Below are 21,109 nucleotides of genomic sequence, written 5' to 3' on the forward strand. Positions count from 1 at the left end.
AAGGGGGGTAGCCGTGCTAAAAGCGCCCAACCACGGAGGATATCAATGAACGTCAAGGGTCAGGCCGTCATCGTCACCGGCGGCGCATCGGGTCTGGGAGGCGCGACGGCGTCGGCGCTGGCGGCTGCGGGCGCCAAGGTCGCGATCTTCGATCTGCAGGATGAACTCGGCGAGAAGAAGGCCAAGGAAATCGGCGGCCTCTACGTCAAGACCAACGTCGCGGACGCCGCCAACACCGAGGCTTCGGTGAAGACGGTCGTCGAGAAACTGGGCGCCCCGAGGGTCGCGGTGAATTGCGCCGGCATCGGCCGCGCGGCCCGCACCATCTCCAAGAACGGCCCGCACGACCTCGGCATGTTCGCCCAGGTCATCCAGGTTAACCTGATCGGCACCTTCAACGTGATCCGTCTCGCCTCGTGGGCGATGAGCCAGGCCGAGCCGATGGACGACGGCGAGCGCGGCGTGATCATCAACACGGCGTCGGTGGCGGCGTTCGACGGCCAGATCGGGCAGGCGGCCTATTCCGCCTCCAAGGGCGGCGTCGTCGGCATGACGCTCCCGATCGCCCGCGACCTCGCCAGCATGGGCATCCGCGTCTGCACCATCGCGCCGGGTCTCTTCCTCACGCCGATGATGATGGGCCTGTCGGCCGAGGCGCAGAAGAGCCTGGGTGCGCAGGTGCCGTTCCCCTCGCGGCTGGGCGACCCGAAGGAATATGCCCAGCTCGCCATGAGCATCGTGGAGAACCACATGCTGAACGGCGAGACGATCCGTCTCGACGGCGCCATCCGGATGGCCCCGAAGTGACAGCGAAGCTCGGTCTGGCGTTGGCGATGGTGATTGCTGTCGCCACGCCGGCACTGGCCGAACCACGCTGGCTCGCCTGCAAGTTCAACGATGGCCGCGGCAAGACGCCGACATTCATGATGATGTTCGACGACCGTCGCAACGTCGCAGCCCTATGGGATGGGGCGGCGCTGGTCGACGGGACCAGCACGGCCATCACCTTCCAGTCGATACGGACACGCTTCCCGCCGTTCGTGGTGATCTACAACCGCAACGACGGGGCGCTCGCCGTCACGCCGGTCGAGAACACTTATGGCGGCATCCTGCATGGCGAGTGCCGGCGCAGCGCGCCGCCGCCGAACGCGCCGGCCTCGGCGCGTTGACGCGCTGCGGCAGGTACCGCGATCTCAGCTCGGGTAGCTGAGGTCGCTGATGCGCTCGCAGCGCAGGTCGGCAACGCTGTTTTCCGTCGCCATGCGCGCGGGCGTGCGCTCGCCGTCGCAGGTATAGCGGATTCGCAAGGACTTGGTGCCGCGGTCCGGCATGCCGAAGATATAGGCCATGGCGGGCACCTGGCAGCGCGTGGGGCCGCCGCTGCAGATATCGCGGACGAGCTGGGTGACGTCTGCCTGGCGGCCATCGGGCCCGCCCCAGGTCGCGTCGATGATGTCGATGCGGCGTGGCTTCACCGGGCTTTCGCCGACGCAGGCCATGTGAACTTTGAACGTGGGCGGGGCGACCTCGGCCAGCACGAAGTTCTGCGGCTGGCAGGTCCAGATCACGGTCAGCTTCTTGTCGAGGTTGGCGCGGGTATCGTTGAAGGTCGGGCCGTTCGCCAGAACATCGCAGGGGTAGCCGCCGGGGCAGGTGACCAGGCTGGTGACGTCCGCCGCGGGGCCGGCCTGGGGCAGGCCCCAATAGGCCTTCTTGATCAGGGCTGTCGATTGAACAGGGCGGATCGTATAGCTGCAGGCGGCGACCGCGCCGATGCAAAGGGCTGCGAATACAAAAAGACGACCCAACTTCATGTTTCCCCCGCGTGCGGCGCCAACCTATCTACATATTATCGCGTCTGCAATGCAATTAGGCGCTGGCCGCCGCCTGTGCAATCGCTGCTATACCAGCGAACAACGAGACTTCTAGCACAGCTCGGAGAAAAGCGGTTCTTGCCGAGAAATCACGGAGCTGCCGCATCGGGCCTCACAATTGTGGAAGAGGGAGTGGGGTCAGCAGGTTCGAACAGTCAGGTTCAGGGTCGTACAAGCAGATCGTCGAAATAGGTGACGCTATCGGCCTTGGTCCATAGGGCAACACGGCCCGGTGCGGTGAAGGTCGTGTCCGTTGCCGCGAACAGGGTCTTGCCATTCAGGAAAACCTCGAACCGTGAGCCGCGAGCTTCGATGGCAAGTTCCTGCCAAACGCCGGACGGTACCTTGATATCGGCGCCCTCGAACTGGATGCGGCGTCCTGCAACGACCCGATACAGCCGTACATTGTCCTCGAGCGCGTTGGCGCGCACTACATAGTAGTTGTTTGCGTCGCGGAGCCGGAGTGCGATGCCTGCAGCGCGATCGACAGAACCGGCCACAGGCTTGAAACGCACGCTGATGCGCAGGTTGGCCGGTGTCGTGGCGTCGAGGATCGCCAGCGGAAACCGATTGTCCGTGCGGTCGGCGCTGGTCTGCGCCAGTACCTTCGCCCCGGCGGGCGCAGTCTTGTCTTCGATGACGGTCCAGTTCACCGGACCGCCATCGCCGGTCAACGCCATCGTCATGTCGGATGGCAACTGGCCGAGAGCGAAGTCGAGGTGCATCACGGTTTGAGCCTGGGCCGACAACGACCGGCAGGATGCGAGGGCACCTCCGAGCATCGCCAAGGTGCGGCGACGAGGGCTCGCGATGAACTTCTTGCTCATGGCTCCTCCAGAAGGTCGAGAGCGCCAGTGTGGCTTGCCGAAAACACATAGAGGCGGTCAGGCGGGACCAGTGCCGTCGTCTTGGCGCCACTGGCGATAACGAACCGGGTCGTGAAGCCGGTGCGTGGATCGATCGACTGGATCAGTCCGGGTTCCTCGATCGCGACATGCACGAGGCCGCGCGTCGAATTGAAGAAGGTGGCGTCGGGCGAACCGGCGAGCGGCCATTGACTGAGGACCCGTCCGTCCTCTGCATCCATCTTGACCAGCGCACCTTCATCGCAAGCGATGTAGAGCCGCCGGCTGGCGTGGTCGATGTCGATGCCGTGGGCGCCAGTGACCGGAAGCGGCCAATGATGCACGGTGTCGAGTGCAGGCAGGCGGGCCACCAGCATCATCGAGGGGTCGCGGATCGCGAGGAAAACGCGCTCGCCTGCGGAGTCGGTCACGCACCATCGCGGTCGTCCGGCCAGGCCGATCGCCCAGCGCTGTCCGGTCCGAAGATCGATGGTCTGCAGTTCGGCGCGATGGGTTTCGTCGCCGATGCAGGCGACGATGGCCAGGTTGGTGGCAGCGACGAATGCCACGCCGTTCGGCCGCGCCTGTGGCAACCTCGATCGTGATCGATCACCTCGACGCGATCCCGACCGGTATGCGCCACAAACACCCGTCGGGTCGTCGGGTCGAAAGCGCCGTGATCGAACGACGAACTGGTGCAGTCGGGTATCTCAATGATCCGAATCGTTTTGAGGTGCATGTCGCTACCGAATGCTTGCCTGAATATTGAGAACCTTCTTGAGAGACTCCGACAAGGCCGCCGCCTTGCCTTTTCCCCAGTAATGGAGGAACAGGTATCGTGGCTCCTCGTGGCTCATATGCTGGTGGATCGCGACGATGTTGATACCTTCGGTGCGCATCGCCTTCAGGACCGGCTGAAGCTCGTTCTCCGTCATGGCGAAGTCGCCATCGACGACGGCCCCTCGTCTGTGCCGCCGAAGGATGCCCGTGTGTTGATGCCCATTTCCTTGCCGACATGCGTGCCGTGCATGGTCGCCGACCGGCCGATAACGACCTTGAACATGCCGCGTTCAGACTGTCCCTTCATGCCCAGTATGGTCTCGAGCGGCGCGGCCGCGATCGCATTGGTCAAAGTGATATTGACTGGGAAATTCTTTGCCGGGGTGGGCGTGGCTGCACGAATCTCCGCGATCTTGTCGTAGACGCTCTTCACACCTGCGGCGAGGTCTCCGGCATCACCCATGCCGCCGATGTGCATGAAGTACACTCTGGGTTCGTCGAAGAAGAAGTGATTGTGCAGTGCCGTCACTTCCAGGCCCGCCGAGAATGCGGCACTCATGACTGGATTGACCTCGTCCTCGAAGACGACAGTGTCCCCCATCATCATGACTTTGCCGCCTTGGGCTGGTGTGAATGCTGCCCATGAACCGAGCCCCATGAAGGGTGGCATCGGCCAGCCATCGACTTGAATTTTCACATCGGTGCGGGGCTTGCCGATCTTGAAGACGTGCTCACCGGCGATGAAAGTGCCTTTGAGGCCGGACATGGCTTCGATCTTGGCAGTGTCGAGCGTGGTCGGATTCTGCGCACTTGCGGGAGTGCCCATCAGCATGACCGCACTGATCAGTGCGAGAGAGCATGGTGTTCGCATGGCTTCCTCCTTTTCGCTTGGGTGTAGTCCTCCGGTCGGTTTCGCTCACGTTGATGACGTGATTGCCTACATCTTCGGTGGCCAGTTGTGCGTCTCGCCTGTGAGGCTGCGGCACCAGGCATAGAGTGCGTCGTACATCACCATCCCGTGTTTCAGCATTTCATGGTCGTCGGGATAGACGTGGCTGAGGCCAAGCGAGATGGCGAACAGCCCGGCCGATTGCGGCGTCAGGTCGAGGCGCGATGTATCGGCACCGCGTACGATGTCGGCCAACCTGTCGAGGCCCGGTGCATCGAGCCGATACTCGGAAATGAAGGCGTCGAAGCTGCACTTCTCGCCGACATGGCTGAACTTCACGTCGGGAATGTCGTACGGCACGGCGCCGGTTTCCTTGGCAGTGGCCAGCACGCGATCGGCAGGAACGTAGAGAAACTCCGGCTCCTTCTCGATGAAGCGCTGGATCAGCCATGGACAGGCAATGCGGTCGATCTTGGGACGTTCGCGAGTAACCCACTTCATGTCTTTTCTCCTTCCTGCAGCGGTTCGGTCGGCAGGCCGTCGGCACGCCAGGTGCCAATGCCGCCGGCGACCGTGACTGCATCTATGCCGTGCTCGCGCAGCCTGGCCGCGCAGTTGCCGCCGATCTCGAAACCCCAGGCGCAATAGACGAGCGCTTTGGCGCCGCGGGGAAGCGAGGCCGCGATCTCGTCGACCTTGTCGGGCGGCGCCCGGCGCGCGCCGTGCAGTCGCATCGGGACGGAAGTCGCGTCGTCGGCCAGTCGGGCATCGATCACGATGAGATCGGGGTCGGCTTCGAGCATCTTTTGTGCAGCGATCGTCTGGACAACGTGCGGCTTGGGCTCTGCCGACGTGCCCTCGAAGCGGGCAGCAACGCGTGGCCAGGCGATATTGGCCATGAAGGCGTCGACGTAGGCCGCGGCATTGCTGCCGAAGTCGACGTGATAGGCGTGCTCGTACATATCGAGCGCCAGCAGCGGTGTTCCGCCGGCGAGGCCGTGCATGTGGTCGGGCGCCCATACGTTCGACAGCGTGCCGTCACGCGGCGAGCGCGTCAGCAGCACCCAGCCCGAACCACCGCCCAGCGCTTTGCCTATCGCCACGAACTCGGCGCGCCACCGCGCCAGCGATCCGAAGTCACGCACAATGCACTGGGCCAGCGCGCCGGTCGGATCGCCGCCGCCTGCTTCACCCAGGTTCTCGAAATAGGCCTCGTGCAGGAGCATCGAGTTGGTCGCGATCAGTTCCTCGCGCTTCAACCCATTGAGGCGAAAACCTGGAGCAGTCGTCGGATCGAGGGCCGACAACTCGCTGTGGATGGCGTTCAGCCGGCGAACGGCTCCACCGTAGTTGTTCTCGTAGTGGCTGGCGATCAGCCGGGCCGACAGGCCGTTCAACCGGGGTGGTTTGAAGGAGAGGGGGCGGGCGCGGAAAGACATCGGACCCTCGGCGGTGATACACTCGTATCAGTGGGGAAATACTGCCGTTGGTCTGGCTGCGCAAGGGAAATATGATATAAATGTTTCAAAAAATTATGATATGAGATACGAGTGAACTAGAATGAATGGTGAAGCCTCCCAAGCCGCGCGATGGCTGCTGCTGATCCACCAACTGCCGACCAAGCCTGCCTATGCGCGGGTGAAGATCTGGCGGCGCCTGAAGGGGCTGGGCGCGGTGACGGTGAAGAACTCGGTCTACGCGTTGCCCAGCAATGTGGAGACCCGCGAGGACTTCACCTGGCTGATCAAGGAGATCGCTGAACTGGGCGGCGAGGGCTTCGTCTGTGAGGCGACCCTTGTCGACGGCCTCGACGATGGCGAGGTCCGGGCATTGTTCGGTGCTGCGCGCGACGAAGACTATGCAGAGGTCGCTGCGGCAGCGCGCGAGCTGTCTGCCAGGTGTTCGAGTTCGAGTCGCGCCGAGTTGGCCGGCCCGGTGGCGCGATTGCGCAAGCAGCTCGACGAGATCATCGCCATCGATTTCTTCGGCGCCGATGGGCGCGAGCCCACGGAAGGTCTCGTGTCGGGGCTGCAAGCCGAACTGCAGCGCGAGGAGGAGGCTATGAGCGCTGATGATAGCGAAGGCCTGCCCACTGGAAAGTTGCAGGATCGCGTCTGGGTAACGCGCCAGGGCGTGCAGATCGATCGCATTGCCTCGACGTGGTTGATCCGTCGCTTCATCGACAGGCGTGCCAGCTTCAAGTTCGTGCCGGGTACGGGCTATGTGGCACTGCCGGGTGAACTGCGCTTCGACATGTTCGAAGGCGAGTTCACCCATCGTGGCGATCGCTGCACCTTCGAGGTCCTGCTGGAGGAAGCTGCTTTGGATGATCCGGCCTTGGCCGCCATCGGGGAAATCATCCACGACATCGACCTCAAGGATGGCAAGTACGGGCGCGAAGAAGCGGCAGGCATACGAATCCTGATCGCGGGCATCGCTTCTTCACATAACAATGATAGTCAGCGTCTGGAGCGCGGTGCAGCGGTCTTCGACGATCTCTACCGGTCCTTTTCAGGCAAGCAGGTCAGCATATGAAAGAGCACGGCGTTCCCTTCGGCGAAGCCATGAAGGTATGGGCGCGCGTCGCCGCCCTTTCCTTCGGCGGGCCGGCCGGACAGATCGCGGTGATGCATCGCATCATCGTCGAGGAGAAGAAGTGGATCGGCGAGCAGCGTTTCCTGCAGGCGCTGAACTACTGCACCCTGCTGCCCGGCCCGGAGGCGCAGCAGCTGGCGACCTATATCGGCTGGCTCATGCATCGCACGGCCGGGGGGCTCGTTGCGGGCACGCTGTTCGTCCTGCCGGGCCTCGCCTGCATCATGGTCCTGTCCTGGGTCTACGTGCTGCTGGGCAAGATCTCGCTGGTCCAGGGGCTGTTCTTCGGCCTGAAGGCGGCCGTGCTGGTGATCGTGGTCGAGGCGGTGCTGCGGGTCGGCAAGCGGGCCTTGCGCAACAATGTCATGCGGTCGCTGGCGGCCGCGGCCTTCGTCGCCATCTTCTTCTATGGCATGCCTTTTCCCCTGATCATTGCGACCGCGGGGCTGATCGGCTTCGTCGGGGCCAAGCTCGGTTGGGCGCCGTTCCGGAGCGGCGGCGGCCATGGCGCGGCGGGGCCCGGTCAGATCTCGGATGCGCAGTCGCTGCTGGGCGAGGAAACGCCGCCGCATGCCCGGCCCAACCTGCGCTGGACGCTGGCGATCGGCAGCCTGTTCTTGGCGTTGTGGCTGGTGCCGGTGGCGCTGCTATGGTTCGGCCGCGGCCCGGAAGATGCTTTCGCGCAGATCGCGGTGTTCTTCAGCAAGATGGCGGTCGTGACCTTCGGCGGCGCCTATGCCGTGCTGGCCTATGTCGCCCAGCAGGCCGTCGACAATTATGGCTGGGTCACCGCCGGTGAGATGCTGGACGGGCTCGGCATGGCGGAATCGACGCCCGGTCCGCTGATCATGGTGACGCAGTTCGTGGGCTTCCTCGGCGCCTGGCGCGACCCTGGAGGACTGAACCCCCTGCTGGCGGGAACCCTGGGCGGCCTGCTCACCACCTGGGTCACGTTCACGCCGTGCTTCCTCTGGATCTTCGTCGGTGCTCCGTTCGTCGAGGCGTTGCGCGCCAACAGGGCGCTGGCCGGTGCGCTTAGCGCGATCACCGCAGCGGTCGTGGGCGTGATCCTGAACCTTGCCGTCTGGTTCGGCCTGCAAGTCCTCTTCGCCGAATTGCGGCCGGTCGCCGTGCTGGGGGCGACTTTCGATCTGCCAGTGCTGGCCTCGGCCAGCCTGCCGGCCGTCGCCCTGGCCGCCTGCTGCGCCGTCGCGATCTTTCGCTTCAAGTTCGGGATGGTTCCGGTCCTGCTGGCCAGCTCGATCGCCGGTATCCTCTACGCATTGATGCTATAGAAGGGCATCATGACCGACACACTCCCCGACCGCCTTTCCACCAATCCCAAGAGCCCCCATTACGACGAAGCGCTGTTACAGCGCGGTGTCGGCATCAAGTTCGATGGGCAAGAGAAAACCAACGTCGAAGAGTATTGCGTGAGCGAGGGCTGGATCCGCGTCGCCGTGGGCAAGACGATGGATCGCCACGGCAACCCGCTCACCGTCAAGCTCAAGGGCAAGGTCGAGCCCTATCTCGAGAAAAAGGCATGAGGCATGCACAGTCATACGCTCGATAGCTGGCAGCACGAGCACGTCTTTCTGGGCGCCGCGCACGAGCGCAACGAGCGGCGCACCTGGGCCGTCGTCGGCCTGACAGCCGCCATGACGGTGATCGAGATCGCCGGCGGCACCTTCTTCGGCTCGATGGCCCTGCTGGCCGACGGCTGGCACATGTCGACCCATGCGGGGGCGCTGGCCATTGCGGCCTTCGCCTATCGTTACGCCCGGCGCCATGCGCACGATCCGCGCTTTGCCTTCGGCACCGGCAAGCTGGGCGATCTCGCGGGCTTTGCCAGCGCCGTCGTGCTGGCGCTCATCGCCCTGGCAATCGGCTGGGAATCGGCGCTGAGATTCTTCCAGCCCGTCACCATTCACTATCCTGAAGCCACCGCCATCGCCGTCGTGGGATTGTTCGTCAATCTGGCGAGCGCCTGGATGCTGGGCGGCGATCACACGCATGGCCACGATCACCATCGCCATCACGACCATGATCGCGATCATGATCACGGACATGATCATGGGCACCATCATGAACGGGCTCATCATCGCGACCATCACCGGCACACCGATCACAACATGCGTGCCGCGTTCTGGCACGTGATGGCCGATGCGCTGACATCGGTGCTGGCCATCGTCGGGCTGTTGGCTGCCTGGGCCTATGGCTGGACCTGGCTGGATCCTGCAGTCGGCATTCTGGGGGCCATCGTGATCGCCCATTGGTCGTGGCGGTTGATCCGCGACGCCGGCGCGGTGTTGCTCGATGCCGCGCCCGATGCGGCGCTGGCGCAGACGATCCGCGCCCGGCTGGAACGCGGCCACGACAGCATCGTGGACCTCCATGTCTGGCGCCTCGGGCCCGGCCATCACGGTGCAATCGTCTCGCTGGTCGTGGATCAGCCGCAGCCGGTCCAGACCTACAAGGTGCGGCTGGCCGACATCGCGGGCCTCTCGCATGTCACGGTCGAGGTCCATCAGTGCCCCGGTGAACATTGAGACGGCGATGCGTGCTGACACGGCCCGGGCTGGACGAGGCCGTCGTCTATCGTCTGGCCAAGGCGCTGCACGCGGCCGAGGCCCAGCCGTCGCGTCGGCTTGCAGACACAACGGCCAAGAATACTCTGGCCGTGACGCCCGGCGGACGATTGCATGCCGGCGTGGTGTGTTACTTCAAGGAAGCGGGCCTCGATCCCTAGCGTCAGTATTCGATATGGAAAGGGGTGCGCATCGAACCGCTGATGCCGGGGCGCGCACCGGGTGGATGATCGAAGGATCGTCAGCATCGTCGGGTTGCGCATTCGGTTTCGGCAGCAGGTTTGCTACCGTCAAGCAATGGTTTCCCACCCAGGTTTTCACGAATGGCATCATCGATCGGCAGACGGTGCCCTATCGTCAATTTTTCCAGACGGTTGTCGCGACGTCCTGGTGATCAGAAAGCCGAGGGAAGCGCCCAGTGTGGTCCTGACCCAACTTGATCTTCGCGTTCGCACCATCGGCCTTGCGGCTGGGACGGAAATCACTGGCTATCGGCTTCGGCCCGGCGCGGTAGTCGACAAGGCCGTCCTGCACGCAATCTCTCTCGCGCCCGAGAAAGCGCCGTCCATTCTCGCCGAAGTCGTCGCCTTGCCGTCCGACCTGGAGGAGGTGATCGGCGCTTGCACGCAGTCCGTCGGCGGTCTGGGCGCCATCTCCGGCAATCTCGGAGTGTCGGTCCGGACGATACAGCGGCTATTCCGAGCCGCCGCTTTGCCACCTCCGGACTTCTGGCGCCTGCTCGCTCGGGCAAGGCGGGCGGTCGGCCTCCTGCAATCGAGCACCTCTTTGGCAGATATCGCGGGCGATTGCGGGTACAGCGACCAGGCCCATATGACGCGCGAAACCCTTAGATGGTTTCAAAAGAGCCCGGCGCGGATACGTCGTGATGTCCACCTTCACCATCTCTTGTCTCAGCCGGGACTCGGCAACTGGACCGGCGAGCAGATCTCGACCAGGTAACCATCGGGATCGCTGACATAGGAAGTTGTCTGGCCCCAAGGTTCGTCCCGCACATCCTGCACGAGGGCGGCGCCGGCCGACAACGCCCGGCGAAGCGCGCCGGAAACGTCTCCGGTCTCGAACGCCAATTCGAAGACTGGCGCCTTGGCGTCCGGTTTGGCGGGATGCTTCCCAAGGCGGCGCATGAGGGCGACGGAGGAGAATGCCAACTTCGTCTCGCCGGTTACAAGCTCCCCATAGTCGCCGGACTCATGAAGGAAGCCGCGACTCAGCGCAAAGGCACGTTCGTAGAAATCGATCGAAGCTCCAACATCGTCGACGTAGAGAATAGTGTATCTGAAGATCATCGCGGGCTCCCGACGCAGAAGTGTTCACCCTCCTAGCGAGACGCATGTCCCCCGTATTGAAGGATCGCGACAACGCGGCCGAAGCGGCGAGAGGGGGTTAATCACCTGGAAGCATGATGGGCTCAGGTACCGTGCCGCTCCTGGCTGCTGACCAGAAAATCAAACACCCGCTGCGACTGATCCGGCAGGAAGTGATACCCTTCCTCGATGAAGCAGATCTCGGCATGCGGCGCATGCTGCTTGAGCCGAGCGCGGGTGTCATAGGAGTCGATGAGCGCATCGCGCCCTCCCGCAATCGCGAGGATCGGCATTGCGAATGCTTCTAACGCCGCATCGCTGAGCCGTGGAATTTTGATGGTCCGCGGCTTGATCGCGCGACCGATGCTGGCCATGAGGCCGGAGATCGCCGCAAGATCGGCCGGCAGTTGTTCCGGCGCCGGCCCGAACACCTTTTCAAGGATCTTGCGCTTTCCCCAGGCCCCCAGCAGCAGATACGGTGCGACGGCGAGGAGGAAGTTCTTCTGCCTTCCGATGCCCGCGGGACAGATGAGTGCCAGCGCCGAGGCTCGTGACGGTCGTCGCATGGCATAGTCGAGTGCCAGCCAACCGCCGAGCGATGTGCCGATCAGTGCCGCTTGGCCAAGCCCTAGCCCGGCGAAGACGTCGTCGAGCCATGTCGCATGGGAGTCGCCGATGAGCGGCGGCCTCACCCGGGCGCTGAAGCCCGCCTCGCCGATCATATCGACGGCGTAAAGCCGGAAGCGACTCGACCAGAGCGCGACATCCGGCAACCAGGCGGCATTGTTCGCCTGAGCGCCGTGCAGCAGCAGCACCGGAGGCGCCGTCTCGGGACCGCATGCGAGGACGAATGTCGCGCCTTGCGAGGTCGGCAGTTCAATCTCTTGCCTCGGCACGGGCCAGTGGCCGAGCACGGCGCGGTACTCCTGCAAGACTTCCGCCGCATCGGCCTCGCTGCGAAAGACAGCGTCGCTCATCGCGACAGTCCCAACTGCAACTCGATAAGCTCGAGCAGTCTTGCTGCGTCGGACGGAGCGGCGATGAGCACGATCTTCAGATTGCCGCTGGTCGGATCGAAGGCCGTGTTGAGATGCAGTGGTCTGGTCTCGGCATCGCCGCCCAGGGCCGCGGCCCCGAGGAAGTTCGTCATGCGCTCGGCCGCATCTATAGCCAAGGCCGGAACCTCGACGATTACGGTCGCGCGGACATCGCGAGGAGGAGGTGTGCGTCCGCTCGCCATACCGGCGAAAGCGTCCAGCTTGGAACGGTCGATGCGATAGGCCTTGCCGATCCGCGTTGCCGGGAGGCGGCCTTCCCGGATGTAGCGGAGGACGGTCTTGGGGTGGAGCTTCAGCTCCTCTGCGGCTTGTTCGACCGTCATGAGCATGTTCGACATGGAGGATATTCCTAAATATTACCTATATGGTCTTATGGAGGAGTGTATAGGGAATAATAGGTAATATGAAAGGATCTGCAAGTTCTACGGCTGAGAATGCGGGCGCGGCGATGAAGGCCCAGCTTCGTTGCGACCTGCGCACCGCCATGAGGCGGGGCGACAAAGGCGAAACCGCACTGCTTCGAGAGCTGGTTGCCGCGCTCGACAACGCCGAAGCAGTGCCGCTCCGACAGGAGCGTCCATCGGTCGACCGCCATGCCTTCGGCGATGGATCGGCCGAAGGCGAGCGCCGGGTCCTCACTCGGAGAGATGTGCATGCCCTGATGCTGGGCGAGATGAAGGCGCGTCTAGAGGCGGCCGCCGAGTTCGCACGATTAGGCGCAGAAGCACGTTCCATTGCGCTCGACGCGGAGATCGAAATCTTGCGGCGCTACGTTCTCAAGTAGGTATGGCTACTACACGTCGGTACTGACCGGCCGGAGCCCGATCCAGGGCTTGATCGCCGATCGCGGCGACGGTGCTAACCGTCCGCCGCCTCGCGCTTTTCTCCGGAGGCACGCCGCTACTCCGGTTTGAGCAGCCCCTTCTTGGCGAGGTCGCCGATGCCGGCTTCCTCGATCTTGAGGGCCGCGGCGAACGCTTCAGGAGTCGAGGGTCGCACGCTGGCGCCGAGTTCCACCAGTCTCTGCTTCACGGTCGCATCGTCGAGGGCCGTGACCATGGCTGCGTTCAGGGCGGCAATCACTGGCTGAGGCGTGCCGGTGCGCACGAAGATGCCCAAGGTCGTGCCGCCATCGAACGGTGTGCAGCCGGTTTCAGCCAACGTGGGCACGTTGGGCAACTCAGGAATGCGCTTCTCCCCGATGACGACGATTGCGCGCAGCTTTCCCGACTGGATGTGCGGTAGCGAACTCGTGAGCTGGTCGACATAGGCGTCGATCTGGCTGGCCAGCACGTCGTTCAGGCCAACGCCTGAGCCGCGATAGGGCACGACGCTGAAGCTCACCTTCTCGTTCTCCTGCAGGCGCAGGATGTCGATATGGTTGGGCGTACCGTTGCCGGCGTGGCCGAGGCTGATCGTGCCCGGCTTGGCCTTGGCTGCCGCCAACAGGGCAGGCCAGTCGGCGAAGCGACTGGTCGCCGGCACCACGACGATCATCGGGACCGTGCTCAACATGCCGACTGGTGCGAAGGATGGGATCATCGAAGGCCTGCCGGCCATCAATGGCGAGACGTAGAGCGGGCCGAAGGCGCTGATGACCATCGTATAGCCGTCGGCCGGTGCCTGGAGGACCAGCTCCTGGCCAACGACGCCGCCTGCGCCCGGTCGATTGTCGACGACCACGAGCTGCCCGAACTTTCGCGACATGCCTTCGCCCACAAGGCGCGCGGTGACATCGGCATTGCCGCCGGCGGCGAAGGGGACGATGAAGCGGACCGGCTTCGATGGGAAGGATTGCGCCCAGGTGCGCGCGCCGGTGAGCGTTGTCGTCGTTGCCGCAAGACCAGCCAGGAACGTCCGCCGCTTGGATGTCACGATGTTTTCTCCGTCATGCTTCTGCCTGCGCCTTCTACGGGCGTGCGGCAAAAGCATCGGATCGGAGTTGTCGGGACGCCAATCAAATCGGGTTGGCTCTTTCGCGGCCCGGAAGGCCGGCGGCCTCGGCCGGGATCAGTTCGGCGCGCTGTTTGGGCAAGGCGCCGGGGTGCTGCTCCTGCAGGAAGGCGATCAGCTTTTCACGCACCTCGCAGCGCAGGTCCCAGGCTTCAGGTGACGTTCGGGCGCTCACCAGGGCACGAAGCTGAAGGGCGCGCTCGCTGCTGTCGACAACTTGTAGATTGACGACCTGGCCATCCCACAGTCGCGACGCCTGCACCAGCTCCTCGAGCTTGGCGCGGATGCGGGTGACCGGCACCGTATAGTCGACCCAGAGCATCACCGAGCCGATGAGGTCGGAGGATTGGCGCGTCCAGTTCTGGAAGGGGCGGTCGAGGAAGTAAGAGAGGGGCACCACCATGCGACGCCAGTCCCAGATCTTGATGACGACATAGGTGCTGGTGATTTCTTCGACCCAGCCCCATTCGTTCTCGACGATGACGGCATCGCCGATGCGGATCGGCTGGGTGATGGCGATCTGGATGCCGGCGAAGAGATTGGTGAGCAACGGTCGCGCCGCGAGACCGACAACGAGGCCGGCCGCGCCGGCGGAGGCGATGAGGCTTACGCCGTACTGCTTCACCGATTCGAACGTCATCAGGGCCGCCGCGACGGTGACCAGCACCACGACCGTCGAAGCGACCCGGCGCAGCACGCGGATCTGGGTCAGGTGCTTGCGGCCGAGCGGATCGCCGCTGAAATCGATGCCGGGGCGACGCAGATAGTAGTCGGAGGCGAGGGTGATGGCGGCCGTGCAGCTCCATCCGAGCAGGATGATGAATGTCACCACCAACCAATGGCCGATGAAGGCGCGAGCCTCGCGTTCGAGCGGCACCGCCGGAAGCACGAGCGCGACCGCGAAGGCGGCGAGGCCGACGCGCAGCAGCGGTTGGATGGCTGAGATCAACGAATGAAGAAACTCGTGGGACTCGGGTACGAGTCGTCGCAGGAGGCGCAACGTGGCGCCGTGCAGAGTTATGGCGAGGGCTGCGGCGGTAACGAGGCAGGCTAATGCGATCACCCAGTCAGGCACCCATGTCGAGGTGCTCTCCACCCAATCGATTATTCTTTCCATAACAGGATTTAACGTCTCGAAGCGCCGATGGTTCCCGGATTCGTGTGCAACCGCTCGTGAAAGGAGGCGTTCCTCGACTGAACCCTCAAATCAATGGAGGAATCTGGCCATGCGAGTAAGTGAAGCCATGACGCGTGATGTTTGTGTCGTGCGACCCGACCATACGATCGAGGAAGCCGCGCGCATGATGCTTGCGATCGATGCCGGCTTACTGCCTGTTGGCGCCGATGATCGTCTGCTGGGCATGATTACCGACCGCGACATCGCGGTACGCGCCATCGCCGAAGGCAAGGGGCCCGCGACTCCGGTGGGTGATGTCATGACGCAGGACGTGAAATACTGTTTCATCGACGAAGATACTGCGCATGTTGCGAAGAACATGGGCGAGCAGCAGCTTCGCCGCCTGCCGGTGGTCGACCGCGACAAGCGACTGGTGGGAATCCTCTCGCTGGCCGACGTGGCCTCGCACGAAGCGGATGGCCGGCGCGTCGGCAACGCCTATCGCGACATCGCCCAGCCGGGCGGCGAGCACAATCAGGGCGCCGAAGCCCGCGGCAGAGGCATGTAGCTCTAAGGCAAGGCTACGTAGACGAGGGCGGTCGCCGGGTGGGCCCGACGACCGCCTTTTGCATTTTCAGTTGCTGTTTTCCAGACGGATGACGATGTAGCGCCGGCCGTCGCGCTCCACGTCGAAGCGGACCTTGTCGCCGGCGCTGAGCCCTCTCAGGGCCACGTCCTGGGCGACGTCGAAGATGCGCGTACCGCCTTCGAGGAACTGCTCGGGGACCGGTCGGTACTCGAGGGTGATTTGGTTACGCGCCGCGTCGACGGCGACGACCTTGCCGCGCACCAGTCGCTCGTCCGTTGCCGCAGCCGCCGTATCGCTGTCGGCGGAATCGCCGAAGAAGCCGGGCTGCGTCGCCGATGCCGATAGCGACATCGCGTGCGGCGGGCCGAGCAATGCGACGAGCGTGAACATCCCAAGGAGGAACGCGCGGGGGCTGAAGGTACTGATCATGATCTTTCTCCGGCGCAGCATTTGGGAAGCGGGCCGGTCAATTGCCAGAGCTGATGCTGTGCTCGGATGTCAAAAAGATGACCGCGCGATGCCTGCGCCTTCGAGCGCGTGATCTTGGTCGGCAAGCCACCGGATCGAGCAGTCGGACAAGCGGCGCTGCAGAGCTGCTCGTCATCACGCCGATGGATCACGTTATTCCCGTGAAGGCAGTGCTTGCAGTGGGCTGCAGCGCGCCGTCATCGCGATCGGTGATCGTCGACCGATCATCGACGCCCTCGCGCCGTTCGGGCCTCGCAACTCAATAGATGCTCGCGAACTTGTGAGGCCCGTTACTCCTCGACCTGCAGCCGCGGAGCGGCGACCGCTCAGGCGGCGGCGTCGATCACCTTGGCCAGCACAATGTCTTTCTCCGAGAGTCCGCCGGCATCGTGGGTGGAGAGGACGATCTCGACCCGGTTGTAGACGTTGGACCATTCGGGGTGGTGGTCGGCCTTCTCGGCGGCCAGCGCCACGCGGGTCATGAATCCCCAGGCCGCGTTGAAGTCGGCGAACTTGAAGCTCTTCTGGATGGCGTCGCGGCCCGGGACTTCCTTCCAGTCCTTCAGCGTGGCGAGGGCCGTTTTGCGGGCATCGCCAGTCAGTTTGTCGGTCATGTGCGTTCTCCTGATATGGCGCGAAGCTTGCCTCATTCCCGGTGGGCAGCCTAGGGTTGGCCAACCAACAGGAGGTTTCCGTGAATTCGTTACGTCGAACTCTGCTTCTCGCTGCCGCGTCGTTTGCGGTGGCCGCGCCTGCGTCGGCGCAAAAGGCCGCCGATACGCTGCGCATCATCTTCACCGACGCGGTGCCCAACGTCGACATGTACTTCAACAGCCAGCGCACCGGCCTGATCCTGGCGCATCAGGCCTGGGACATGCTGGTCCATCGCGATCCCTCGACCTTCGAGATCAAGCCGGCGCTCGCCACCGACTGGAAGTTCGTCGGCGACACGGCGCTCGACCTCACCATCCGCCAGGGCGTGAAGTTCCACGACGGCAGCACGCTCTCGCCGGACGACGTGGTCTACACCATCAACATGGCGGCCAATCCCGACAACAAGCTGGCGACGCCGTCGAACTATGCCTGGATCGACAAGGCCGAGAAGACCGGCGACTGGACCGTGCGCATCCACATGAAGCGGCCGACGCCGGCGGCGCTCGAATATCTCGCCATGGTGACGCCGATCCATCCCAAGGCCTATCGCGAGAAGGTCGGCCCCGAAGGCTTCGCTGCCAAGCCGGTCGGCGCCGGCCCCTACAAGATCGTCAAGAACGAGCAGGCCAAGGAAATCGTCTTCGAGCGCTTCGACGACTATTGGGCGGGCTCACCCAAGGGCAAGCCGGCGATCAAGAAGCTGCATGTGCGCTTCGTGCCCGATCTTGCCACCAGCATGACCGAGCTGCTCGCCCAGCGCACCGACTGGATCTGGAACATCAATCCCGACCAGGCCAAGGATGTGAACCGCATGCCGCATCTGCAGGCAGTGCCGCAGGAGTCCATGCGCATCGGCTATCTCTCGATCGACGCCGCCGGCCGCACCGGCGCCGGCAATCCGCTGACCAACCAGAAGGTGCGGCAGGCCATCTGGCACGCCATCAACCGTCAGGAGATGGCCGAGAAGCTGGTGCAGAATGGCAGCCGCGTGCCGCCGGCACCCTGCTTCCCGACCCAGTTCGGTTGCGACGCCGATGCTGCGGTGAAGTACGCCTACGATCCGGCGAAGGCCAAGGCGCTGCTGGCCGAGGCGGGTTTCCCCAACGGCTTCGACGTCGAGTTCGTGACCTACGTCCAGCCGACCACGTGGAGCGCGGCGATCCAGAACTACCTGCAGGCAGTCGGGATCCGGGCCAAGATCTCGCAGCTCCAGGTCGCGGCCGCGATCGCCAAGGCGCAGAAGGGCGAGAACCCGCTCTATCACGGTAGCTGGGGCAGCTACTCGATCAACGACGTGTCGGCGATCTTCCCCGTGATGTACGGCGGTGGCGGCGACGACTATGCACGCGATCCCGAGCTGCAGAAGCTGGTTGCCGACGGCGGTGCGACGGCCGATTCGGCAGTGCGCAAGAAGAACTATTCGGCCGCGGTCAAGCTGATGACCGAGAAGGCCTACTGGCTGCCGCTGTTCACCTACGTGAACATCTACGCCTTCTCCAAGCAGCTCGAGATGAAGACCTTCCCCGACGAGCTGCCGCGTTTCTACTTCGCGAAGTGGAAGTAATCGGCACCTGGCTCAGGGCACCAGCAAACATTCCACGCCGCCGCCAGGCCTCGGCTTGAGCGGCGGCGTTTCGTTTGAGCAGCGCGGCTCGGCGATGGGGCAGCGCGGATGGAAGCGGCAGCCCGGCGGGATGTTGGCCGGATCGGGCATGATATCGCCAAGGCCGACGTCGGGCACGCCGAGACCGGGCTCGGGCGTCAGCACCGATGCGAGCAACGCCTTGGTATAGGGATGCTCGGGCGTACGGAACAGCGTCTCGGTCGGCTGACGTTCGACGATGCGGCCGAGATACATCACCGCCACCTCGCTCGCGACATGCTCGACGACGGCGAGATTGTGGCTGATGAAGAGATAGGTAAGGCCGAGATCGCGCCGCAGCTCGCCCAGCAGATTCAGGATCTGAGCCTGCACTGAGACGTCGAGCGCCGAGGTCGGCTCGTCGCAGACCACGATGCGCGGGCGCAGCACCAGGGCGCGGGCGATCGCCACACGCTGGCGCTGCCCGCCCGACAGTTCCGGCGGCAGGCGCTGACCCATCTCGGCGCGCAGGCCGACGCGTTCCAGCATCTCGTCGACGCGCTTGGCGATCTCGGCGCGACCGAAGGTGCCTTGCGCGACCAGGGGCATCGCCACGATATCGCGGATCCTGGTGAGCGGATTGAGCGAGGAGAAGGGGTCCTGGAACACCGGCTGGATCAACCGCGCGCGCGCCTTGCGGTCCATGTCGGTGACACGCTGGCCTTCGACGGCGATGTCGCCGGCCGTCGGTTCGAGAAGGCCCAGGATCAGACGCGCCAGGGTGGACTTGCCGCAGCCCGACTCGCCCACCACGCCCAGCACGCCACCGGGAGGTACGGCGAAGGAAACGTCATCCACCGCCACGACGTGGCGGTCGGCGCCGAACATGCCGCCCTTCACCTTGAAGGTGCGACGGACGGCCTTCACTTCGATGGCTGGCAACTGAGTCGTGGAGGTCGCGCTCATGCCGGCAGCCTGCAGAGGAAGTCGTGAGTGCCGCCGATCCGGCGGCGTGGAATGTCCTGCATACAGGTCGGATCGGCGAAGGAGCAGCGCTCGCGGAAGGCGCACCCTTCGAAGTCGGGGCCGACCCGGGGCACCGTGCCGGGGATCGAACCCAGCGGTTCGTCGCGCTTGATCTTGCCGGGCACCGGTACGCAGCGCAGCAGGCCCTGCGTATAGGGATGCCGCGGGCTCGCGAACAACTCTGCGGTGGCGGCGTTCTCGACCACCTTACCGGCGTACATGACAGCCACTTTGTGCGCGACTCGCGCCACGATGCCGAGGTCGTGGGTGATCAGCATCATGCCGAGGCCGAGATCGCGCTGAAGCTGGGCCAGCAGGCGCAGGATCTGCGCCTGGACGGTGACGTCGAGTGCCGTCGTCGGTTCGTCGGCAATCAAAAGCTTGGGTTCGCACATCAGCGCCATGGCGATCATCACGCGCTGGCGCAGGCCGCCCGAGAGCTGATGCGGGAACTGTCCCAGCCGCAGGCCGGGCGCGGTGATGCCGACCCGGGCCAGCAGGTCGGCGGCACGGTCGACGGCGACCCGTTGCGGCGTGCCTTTGTGACGGCGCAGGACTTCGGTCATCTGCGAGCCCACCGTGTAGGCGGGATTGAGCGACGTCATCGGCTCCTGGAAGATCATCGCTATGTCGTTGCCGCGCAGGCGTGCCATGCCGGCCTCGGAAAGGCCCAGCATGTCCTCGCCCTGGAAGCGCATGCTGCGGGCGGTCCGGCGGGCACCGCGCGCCAGCAGGTTCATGACGGCAAGCGCCGTCACCGATTTCCCGCAGCCCGATTCGCCCACGACGCAGAGCGTCTCGCCCCGTTCGACGGTGAGCGAGGTTCCGCGCACCGCGCCGGTCCGGCCGAAGCTGACGGCGAGATCTTCGATTTCGAGCAGGGCGCTCATGTATCCGTCCTGTGCGTGCCGAAGGCGTCGCGCAGCCCGTCGCCCAGCAGGTTGATGCCGAGCACCAGTACGAAGAGGGCGATGCCGGGGATCACGATCACCCAGGGCGAGAAGAACATGTAGTCCTTGGCTTCGGCGATCATCAGGCCCCACGAGGGCAATGGCGGCGGCACGCCGAGGCCCAGGAAGGAGAGGGCGGCTTCCAGCAGGATGGCGAGTGCGATCTCCAGCGTTGCCACCACGACCAGATGGCTCGCGATGTTGGGCAGCACCTCGCGGCTGAGAATGCGGAAGCGCGAGCAGCCGGCGCACCAGGCGGCGGCTACGAAGTCGAGATTGCGCACCTGCATGGTGGTAGAGCGCGCCACCACGGCGAAGCGGTCCCAGAGCAGGAGGCCGAGCGTGATCACCAGCAGGTGCATGGAGCTGCCGAGCAGGCCCACGACCGCCAGCGCCACCAGCACGACGGGGATGGAAAGGCGCGTGGTGATGGCGAACAGCACCGCGTCGTCGACCCGGCCGCCCAGGAAGCCGCCCAGCACGCCGATCGCAATGCCGATCACGGCGGAGACGATGGTGACCGTTACACCGATCAGCATGGAGATGCGGCAGCCGTAGATCAGGCGCGAGAGATAGTCGCGGCCGAGCTGATCGGTGCCGAGAAGGTGCGCGGGGTCGGTGCCTTCCATCCAGAACGGCACCAGCAGGCGCTTGCCGAGATCCTGCGCGAAGGGATCGTGGGGGGCGAGCAGCGGCGCGAAGAGGGCGCAGATGGCCGCAATGCCGACAATGACAGCGCCGATCCAGGTGCTGACGCTTTTCCAGCCCCGTCGGGGGCCTGTCGTGACGGAGACGACGCTCATCGCTCTGCTCTCA

At 64.4% G+C, this 21,109-nt stretch carries 26 protein-coding genes and 1 pseudogene; 11 read left to right on the forward strand and 16 right to left on the reverse strand.

Annotation, left to right across the window (positions count from 1 at the left end; all coding sequences use genetic code 11):
• The first annotated feature begins 45 nt into the window (after positions 1 to 45).
• Both BN60_RS00160 and BN60_RS30655 read left to right on the forward strand, forming a co-directional pair.
• Positions 46 to 807: an SDR family NAD(P)-dependent oxidoreductase gene (locus BN60_RS00160; protein WP_020693933.1), complete on the forward strand. Its 762-nt coding sequence runs from the start codon at positions 46 to 48 to the stop codon at positions 805 to 807.
• On the forward strand, positions 804 to 1,169 hold the full coding sequence (locus tag BN60_RS30655; RefSeq protein ID WP_020693934.1) for a hypothetical protein: 366 nt from the start codon (positions 804 to 806) through the stop codon (positions 1,167 to 1,169). The genes BN60_RS00160 and BN60_RS30655 overlap by 4 nt, the downstream gene beginning before the upstream one ends.
• A 24-nt stretch (positions 1,170 to 1,193) precedes the next feature.
• On the opposite strand, the gene BN60_RS00170 is transcribed toward BN60_RS30655, so the two are convergent.
• From BN60_RS00170 to BN60_RS31730, 6 genes and pseudogenes are all read right to left on the reverse strand, one after another.
• Positions 1,194 to 1,814 (reverse strand): hypothetical protein, encoded by a 621-nt coding sequence (locus BN60_RS00170; protein ID WP_020693935.1) that lies wholly within the window; start codon positions 1,812 to 1,814, stop codon positions 1,194 to 1,196.
• A 221-nt stretch (positions 1,815 to 2,035) separates the two neighbouring features.
• Complete coding sequence (locus BN60_RS00175) at positions 2,036 to 2,701, reverse strand: hypothetical protein (RefSeq protein ID WP_020693936.1); 666 nt, start codon at positions 2,699 to 2,701, stop codon at positions 2,036 to 2,038.
• Positions 2,698 to 3,288: a YncE family protein gene (locus BN60_RS00180; RefSeq protein ID WP_020693937.1), complete on the reverse strand. Its 591-nt coding sequence runs from the start codon at positions 3,286 to 3,288 to the stop codon at positions 2,698 to 2,700. Before BN60_RS00180 ends, BN60_RS00175 begins: the two co-directional genes overlap by 4 nt.
• 174 nt (positions 3,289 to 3,462) lie before the next feature.
• A pseudogene (locus BN60_RS00185) lies at positions 3,463 to 4,370 on the reverse strand (DUF1259 domain-containing protein).
• 66 nt (positions 4,371 to 4,436) lie between these two features.
• Positions 4,437 to 4,889 carry a chromate resistance protein ChrB domain-containing protein gene (locus tag BN60_RS00190; protein WP_020693938.1) on the reverse strand — a complete coding sequence of 151 codons (453 nt, stop codon included), beginning with the start codon at positions 4,887 to 4,889 and terminating at the stop codon, positions 4,437 to 4,439.
• The gene (locus BN60_RS31730) at positions 4,886 to 5,827 is read right to left on the reverse strand and encodes a Fe-Mn family superoxide dismutase (protein ID WP_043283499.1); all 942 of its coding nucleotides are present in this window, start codon (positions 5,825 to 5,827) and stop codon (positions 4,886 to 4,888) included. Before BN60_RS31730 ends, BN60_RS00190 begins: the two co-directional genes overlap by 4 nt.
• 121 nt (positions 5,828 to 5,948) lie before the next feature.
• Between BN60_RS31730 and BN60_RS00200 the strand changes: the two genes are divergently transcribed.
• The 6 genes from BN60_RS00200 to BN60_RS00225 all read left to right on the forward strand — a co-directional run bounded on the left by BN60_RS00200 (position 5,949) and on the right by BN60_RS00225 (position 10,531).
• Positions 5,949 to 6,923, forward strand: a complete 975-nt coding sequence (locus BN60_RS00200; protein ID WP_020693940.1) for a chromate resistance protein ChrB domain-containing protein — start codon at positions 5,949 to 5,951, stop codon at positions 6,921 to 6,923.
• On the forward strand, positions 6,920 to 8,278 hold the full coding sequence (gene chrA, locus BN60_RS00205) for a chromate efflux transporter (RefSeq protein WP_020693941.1): 1,359 nt from the start codon (positions 6,920 to 6,922) through the stop codon (positions 8,276 to 8,278). The genes BN60_RS00200 and chrA overlap by 4 nt, the downstream gene beginning before the upstream one ends.
• Positions 8,279 to 8,287: 9 nt before the next feature.
• Positions 8,288 to 8,530 (forward strand): DUF3297 family protein, encoded by a 243-nt coding sequence (locus BN60_RS00210; protein WP_020693942.1) that lies wholly within the window; start codon positions 8,288 to 8,290, stop codon positions 8,528 to 8,530.
• A gap of 3 nt (positions 8,531 to 8,533) precedes the next feature.
• Positions 8,534 to 9,532 (forward strand): CDF family Co(II)/Ni(II) efflux transporter DmeF, encoded by a 999-nt coding sequence (dmeF, locus tag BN60_RS00215; RefSeq protein ID WP_020693943.1) that lies wholly within the window; start codon positions 8,534 to 8,536, stop codon positions 9,530 to 9,532.
• Between the two features lie 11 nt (positions 9,533 to 9,543).
• Positions 9,544 to 9,732 carry a hypothetical protein gene (locus BN60_RS00220; protein ID WP_020693944.1) on the forward strand — a complete coding sequence of 63 codons (189 nt, stop codon included), beginning with the start codon at positions 9,544 to 9,546 and terminating at the stop codon, positions 9,730 to 9,732.
• Positions 9,733 to 9,991: 259 nt separating this feature from the next.
• Positions 9,992 to 10,531, forward strand: a complete 540-nt coding sequence (locus BN60_RS00225) for a helix-turn-helix domain-containing protein (protein WP_020693946.1) — start codon at positions 9,992 to 9,994, stop codon at positions 10,529 to 10,531.
• Here BN60_RS00225 and BN60_RS00230 read toward each other — a convergent pair.
• The 3 genes from BN60_RS00230 to BN60_RS00240 all read right to left on the reverse strand — a co-directional run bounded on the left by BN60_RS00230 (position 10,483) and on the right by BN60_RS00240 (position 12,292).
• Positions 10,483 to 10,878: a VOC family protein gene (locus BN60_RS00230; RefSeq protein WP_020693947.1), complete on the reverse strand. Its 396-nt coding sequence runs from the start codon at positions 10,876 to 10,878 to the stop codon at positions 10,483 to 10,485. The genes BN60_RS00225 and BN60_RS00230 overlap by 49 nt on opposite strands.
• 122 nt (positions 10,879 to 11,000) lie before the next feature.
• Positions 11,001 to 11,873, reverse strand: coding sequence for an alpha/beta fold hydrolase (locus BN60_RS00235; RefSeq protein WP_020693948.1), 873 nt, complete (start codon positions 11,871 to 11,873; stop codon positions 11,001 to 11,003).
• Positions 11,870 to 12,292 carry a helix-turn-helix domain-containing protein gene (locus tag BN60_RS00240; RefSeq protein ID WP_020693949.1) on the reverse strand — a complete coding sequence of 141 codons (423 nt, stop codon included), beginning with the start codon at positions 12,290 to 12,292 and terminating at the stop codon, positions 11,870 to 11,872. The genes BN60_RS00235 and BN60_RS00240 overlap by 4 nt, the downstream gene beginning before the upstream one ends.
• A 110-nt stretch (positions 12,293 to 12,402) precedes the next feature.
• Between BN60_RS00240 and BN60_RS00245 the strand changes: the two genes are divergently transcribed.
• Entirely contained in the window at positions 12,403 to 12,738 is a 336-nt protein-coding gene (locus tag BN60_RS00245) for a GatB/YqeY domain-containing protein (RefSeq protein ID WP_020693950.1), read from the forward strand.
• Between the two features lie 116 nt (positions 12,739 to 12,854).
• Here the strand turns inward: BN60_RS00245 and BN60_RS00250 are convergent, their stop codons facing one another.
• A complete protein-coding gene (locus BN60_RS00250; protein ID WP_020693951.1) occupies positions 12,855 to 13,829 on the reverse strand; it encodes a Bug family tripartite tricarboxylate transporter substrate binding protein in 975 nt (324 codons plus the stop codon).
• A gap of 82 nt (positions 13,830 to 13,911) precedes the next feature.
• Positions 13,912 to 14,856: a mechanosensitive ion channel family protein gene (locus BN60_RS00255; protein ID WP_020693952.1), complete on the reverse strand. Its 945-nt coding sequence runs from the start codon at positions 14,854 to 14,856 to the stop codon at positions 13,912 to 13,914.
• Positions 14,857 to 15,133: 277 nt separating this feature from the next.
• On the opposite strand from BN60_RS00255, the gene BN60_RS00260 reads away from it, so the two are divergent.
• Entirely contained in the window at positions 15,134 to 15,592 is a 459-nt protein-coding gene (locus BN60_RS00260; RefSeq protein ID WP_043283502.1) for a CBS domain-containing protein, read from the forward strand.
• Positions 15,593 to 15,658: 66 nt separating this feature from the next.
• Here the strand turns inward: BN60_RS00260 and BN60_RS28430 are convergent, their stop codons facing one another.
• Together BN60_RS28430 and BN60_RS00270 are read right to left on the reverse strand one after the other, a co-directional pair.
• Positions 15,659 to 16,042 carry a copper-binding protein gene (locus tag BN60_RS28430; RefSeq protein WP_020693955.1) on the reverse strand — a complete coding sequence of 128 codons (384 nt, stop codon included), beginning with the start codon at positions 16,040 to 16,042 and terminating at the stop codon, positions 15,659 to 15,661.
• A gap of 365 nt (positions 16,043 to 16,407) precedes the next feature.
• A complete protein-coding gene (locus tag BN60_RS00270) occupies positions 16,408 to 16,695 on the reverse strand; it encodes a 4a-hydroxytetrahydrobiopterin dehydratase (RefSeq protein WP_020693956.1) in 288 nt (95 codons plus the stop codon).
• 80 nt (positions 16,696 to 16,775) lie between these two features.
• Between BN60_RS00270 and BN60_RS00275 the strand changes: the two genes are divergently transcribed.
• Positions 16,776 to 18,299, forward strand: coding sequence for an ABC transporter substrate-binding protein (locus BN60_RS00275; protein WP_020693957.1), 1,524 nt, complete (start codon positions 16,776 to 16,778; stop codon positions 18,297 to 18,299).
• A 12-nt stretch (positions 18,300 to 18,311) separates the two neighbouring features.
• On the opposite strand, the gene BN60_RS00280 is transcribed toward BN60_RS00275, so the two are convergent.
• The 3 genes from BN60_RS00280 to BN60_RS00290 are packed head-to-tail and all read right to left on the reverse strand — an operon-like array spanning position 18,312 to position 21,096.
• On the reverse strand, positions 18,312 to 19,283 hold the full coding sequence (locus BN60_RS00280) for an ABC transporter ATP-binding protein (RefSeq protein ID WP_020693958.1): 972 nt from the start codon (positions 19,281 to 19,283) through the stop codon (positions 18,312 to 18,314).
• Positions 19,280 to 20,233 carry an ABC transporter ATP-binding protein gene (locus tag BN60_RS00285; RefSeq protein ID WP_020693959.1) on the reverse strand — a complete coding sequence of 318 codons (954 nt, stop codon included), beginning with the start codon at positions 20,231 to 20,233 and terminating at the stop codon, positions 19,280 to 19,282. The genes BN60_RS00280 and BN60_RS00285 overlap by 4 nt, the downstream gene beginning before the upstream one ends.
• Complete coding sequence (locus tag BN60_RS00290; protein ID WP_020693960.1) at positions 20,230 to 21,096, reverse strand: ABC transporter permease; 867 nt, start codon at positions 21,094 to 21,096, stop codon at positions 20,230 to 20,232. The genes BN60_RS00285 and BN60_RS00290 overlap by 4 nt, the downstream gene beginning before the upstream one ends.
• Positions 21,097 to 21,109 lie beyond the last annotated feature (13 nt).

The organism is Reyranella massiliensis 521 (assembly GCF_000312425.1).
GTDB classification, from domain to species: domain Bacteria; phylum Pseudomonadota; class Alphaproteobacteria; order Reyranellales; family Reyranellaceae; genus Reyranella; species Reyranella massiliensis.

Coding starts and splice junctions, on each gene's coding strand:
- BN60_RS00280 (WP_020693958.1), bottom strand. CDS start 19,283: ATGAGCGCGACCTCCACGACTCAGTTGCCAGCCATCGAAGTGAAGGCC.
- BN60_RS00260 (WP_043283502.1), top strand. CDS start 15,134: ATGCGAGTAAGTGAAGCCATGACGCGTGATGTTTGTGTCGTGCGACCC.
- BN60_RS00230 (WP_020693947.1), bottom strand. CDS start 10,878: ATGATCTTCAGATACACTATTCTCTACGTCGACGATGTTGGAGCTTCG.
- BN60_RS00285 (WP_020693959.1), bottom strand. CDS start 20,233: ATGAGCGCCCTGCTCGAAATCGAAGATCTCGCCGTCAGCTTCGGCCGG.
- chrA (WP_020693941.1), top strand. CDS start 6,920: ATGAAAGAGCACGGCGTTCCCTTCGGCGAAGCCATGAAGGTATGGGCG.
- BN60_RS00170 (WP_020693935.1), bottom strand. CDS start 1,814: ATGAAGTTGGGTCGTCTTTTTGTATTCGCAGCCCTTTGCATCGGCGCG.
- BN60_RS31730 (WP_043283499.1), bottom strand. CDS start 5,827: ATGTCTTTCCGCGCCCGCCCCCTCTCCTTCAAACCACCCCGGTTGAAC.
- BN60_RS00190 (WP_020693938.1), bottom strand. CDS start 4,889: ATGAAGTGGGTTACTCGCGAACGTCCCAAGATCGACCGCATTGCCTGT.
- dmeF (WP_020693943.1), top strand. CDS start 8,534: ATGCACAGTCATACGCTCGATAGCTGGCAGCACGAGCACGTCTTTCTG.
- BN60_RS00160 (WP_020693933.1), top strand. CDS start 46: ATGAACGTCAAGGGTCAGGCCGTCATCGTCACCGGCGGCGCATCGGGT.
- BN60_RS00270 (WP_020693956.1), bottom strand. CDS start 16,695: ATGACCGACAAACTGACTGGCGATGCCCGCAAAACGGCCCTCGCCACG.
- BN60_RS00245 (WP_020693950.1), top strand. CDS start 12,403: ATGAAGGCCCAGCTTCGTTGCGACCTGCGCACCGCCATGAGGCGGGGC.
- BN60_RS00235 (WP_020693948.1), bottom strand. CDS start 11,873: ATGAGCGACGCTGTCTTTCGCAGCGAGGCCGATGCGGCGGAAGTCTTG.
- BN60_RS00210 (WP_020693942.1), top strand. CDS start 8,288: ATGACCGACACACTCCCCGACCGCCTTTCCACCAATCCCAAGAGCCCC.
- BN60_RS00290 (WP_020693960.1), bottom strand. CDS start 21,096: ATGAGCGTCGTCTCCGTCACGACAGGCCCCCGACGGGGCTGGAAAAGC.
- BN60_RS00240 (WP_020693949.1), bottom strand. CDS start 12,292: ATGTCGAACATGCTCATGACGGTCGAACAAGCCGCAGAGGAGCTGAAG.
- BN60_RS00200 (WP_020693940.1), top strand. CDS start 5,949: ATGAATGGTGAAGCCTCCCAAGCCGCGCGATGGCTGCTGCTGATCCAC.
- BN60_RS00175 (WP_020693936.1), bottom strand. CDS start 2,701: ATGAGCAAGAAGTTCATCGCGAGCCCTCGTCGCCGCACCTTGGCGATG.
- BN60_RS28430 (WP_020693955.1), bottom strand. CDS start 16,042: ATGATCAGTACCTTCAGCCCCCGCGCGTTCCTCCTTGGGATGTTCACG.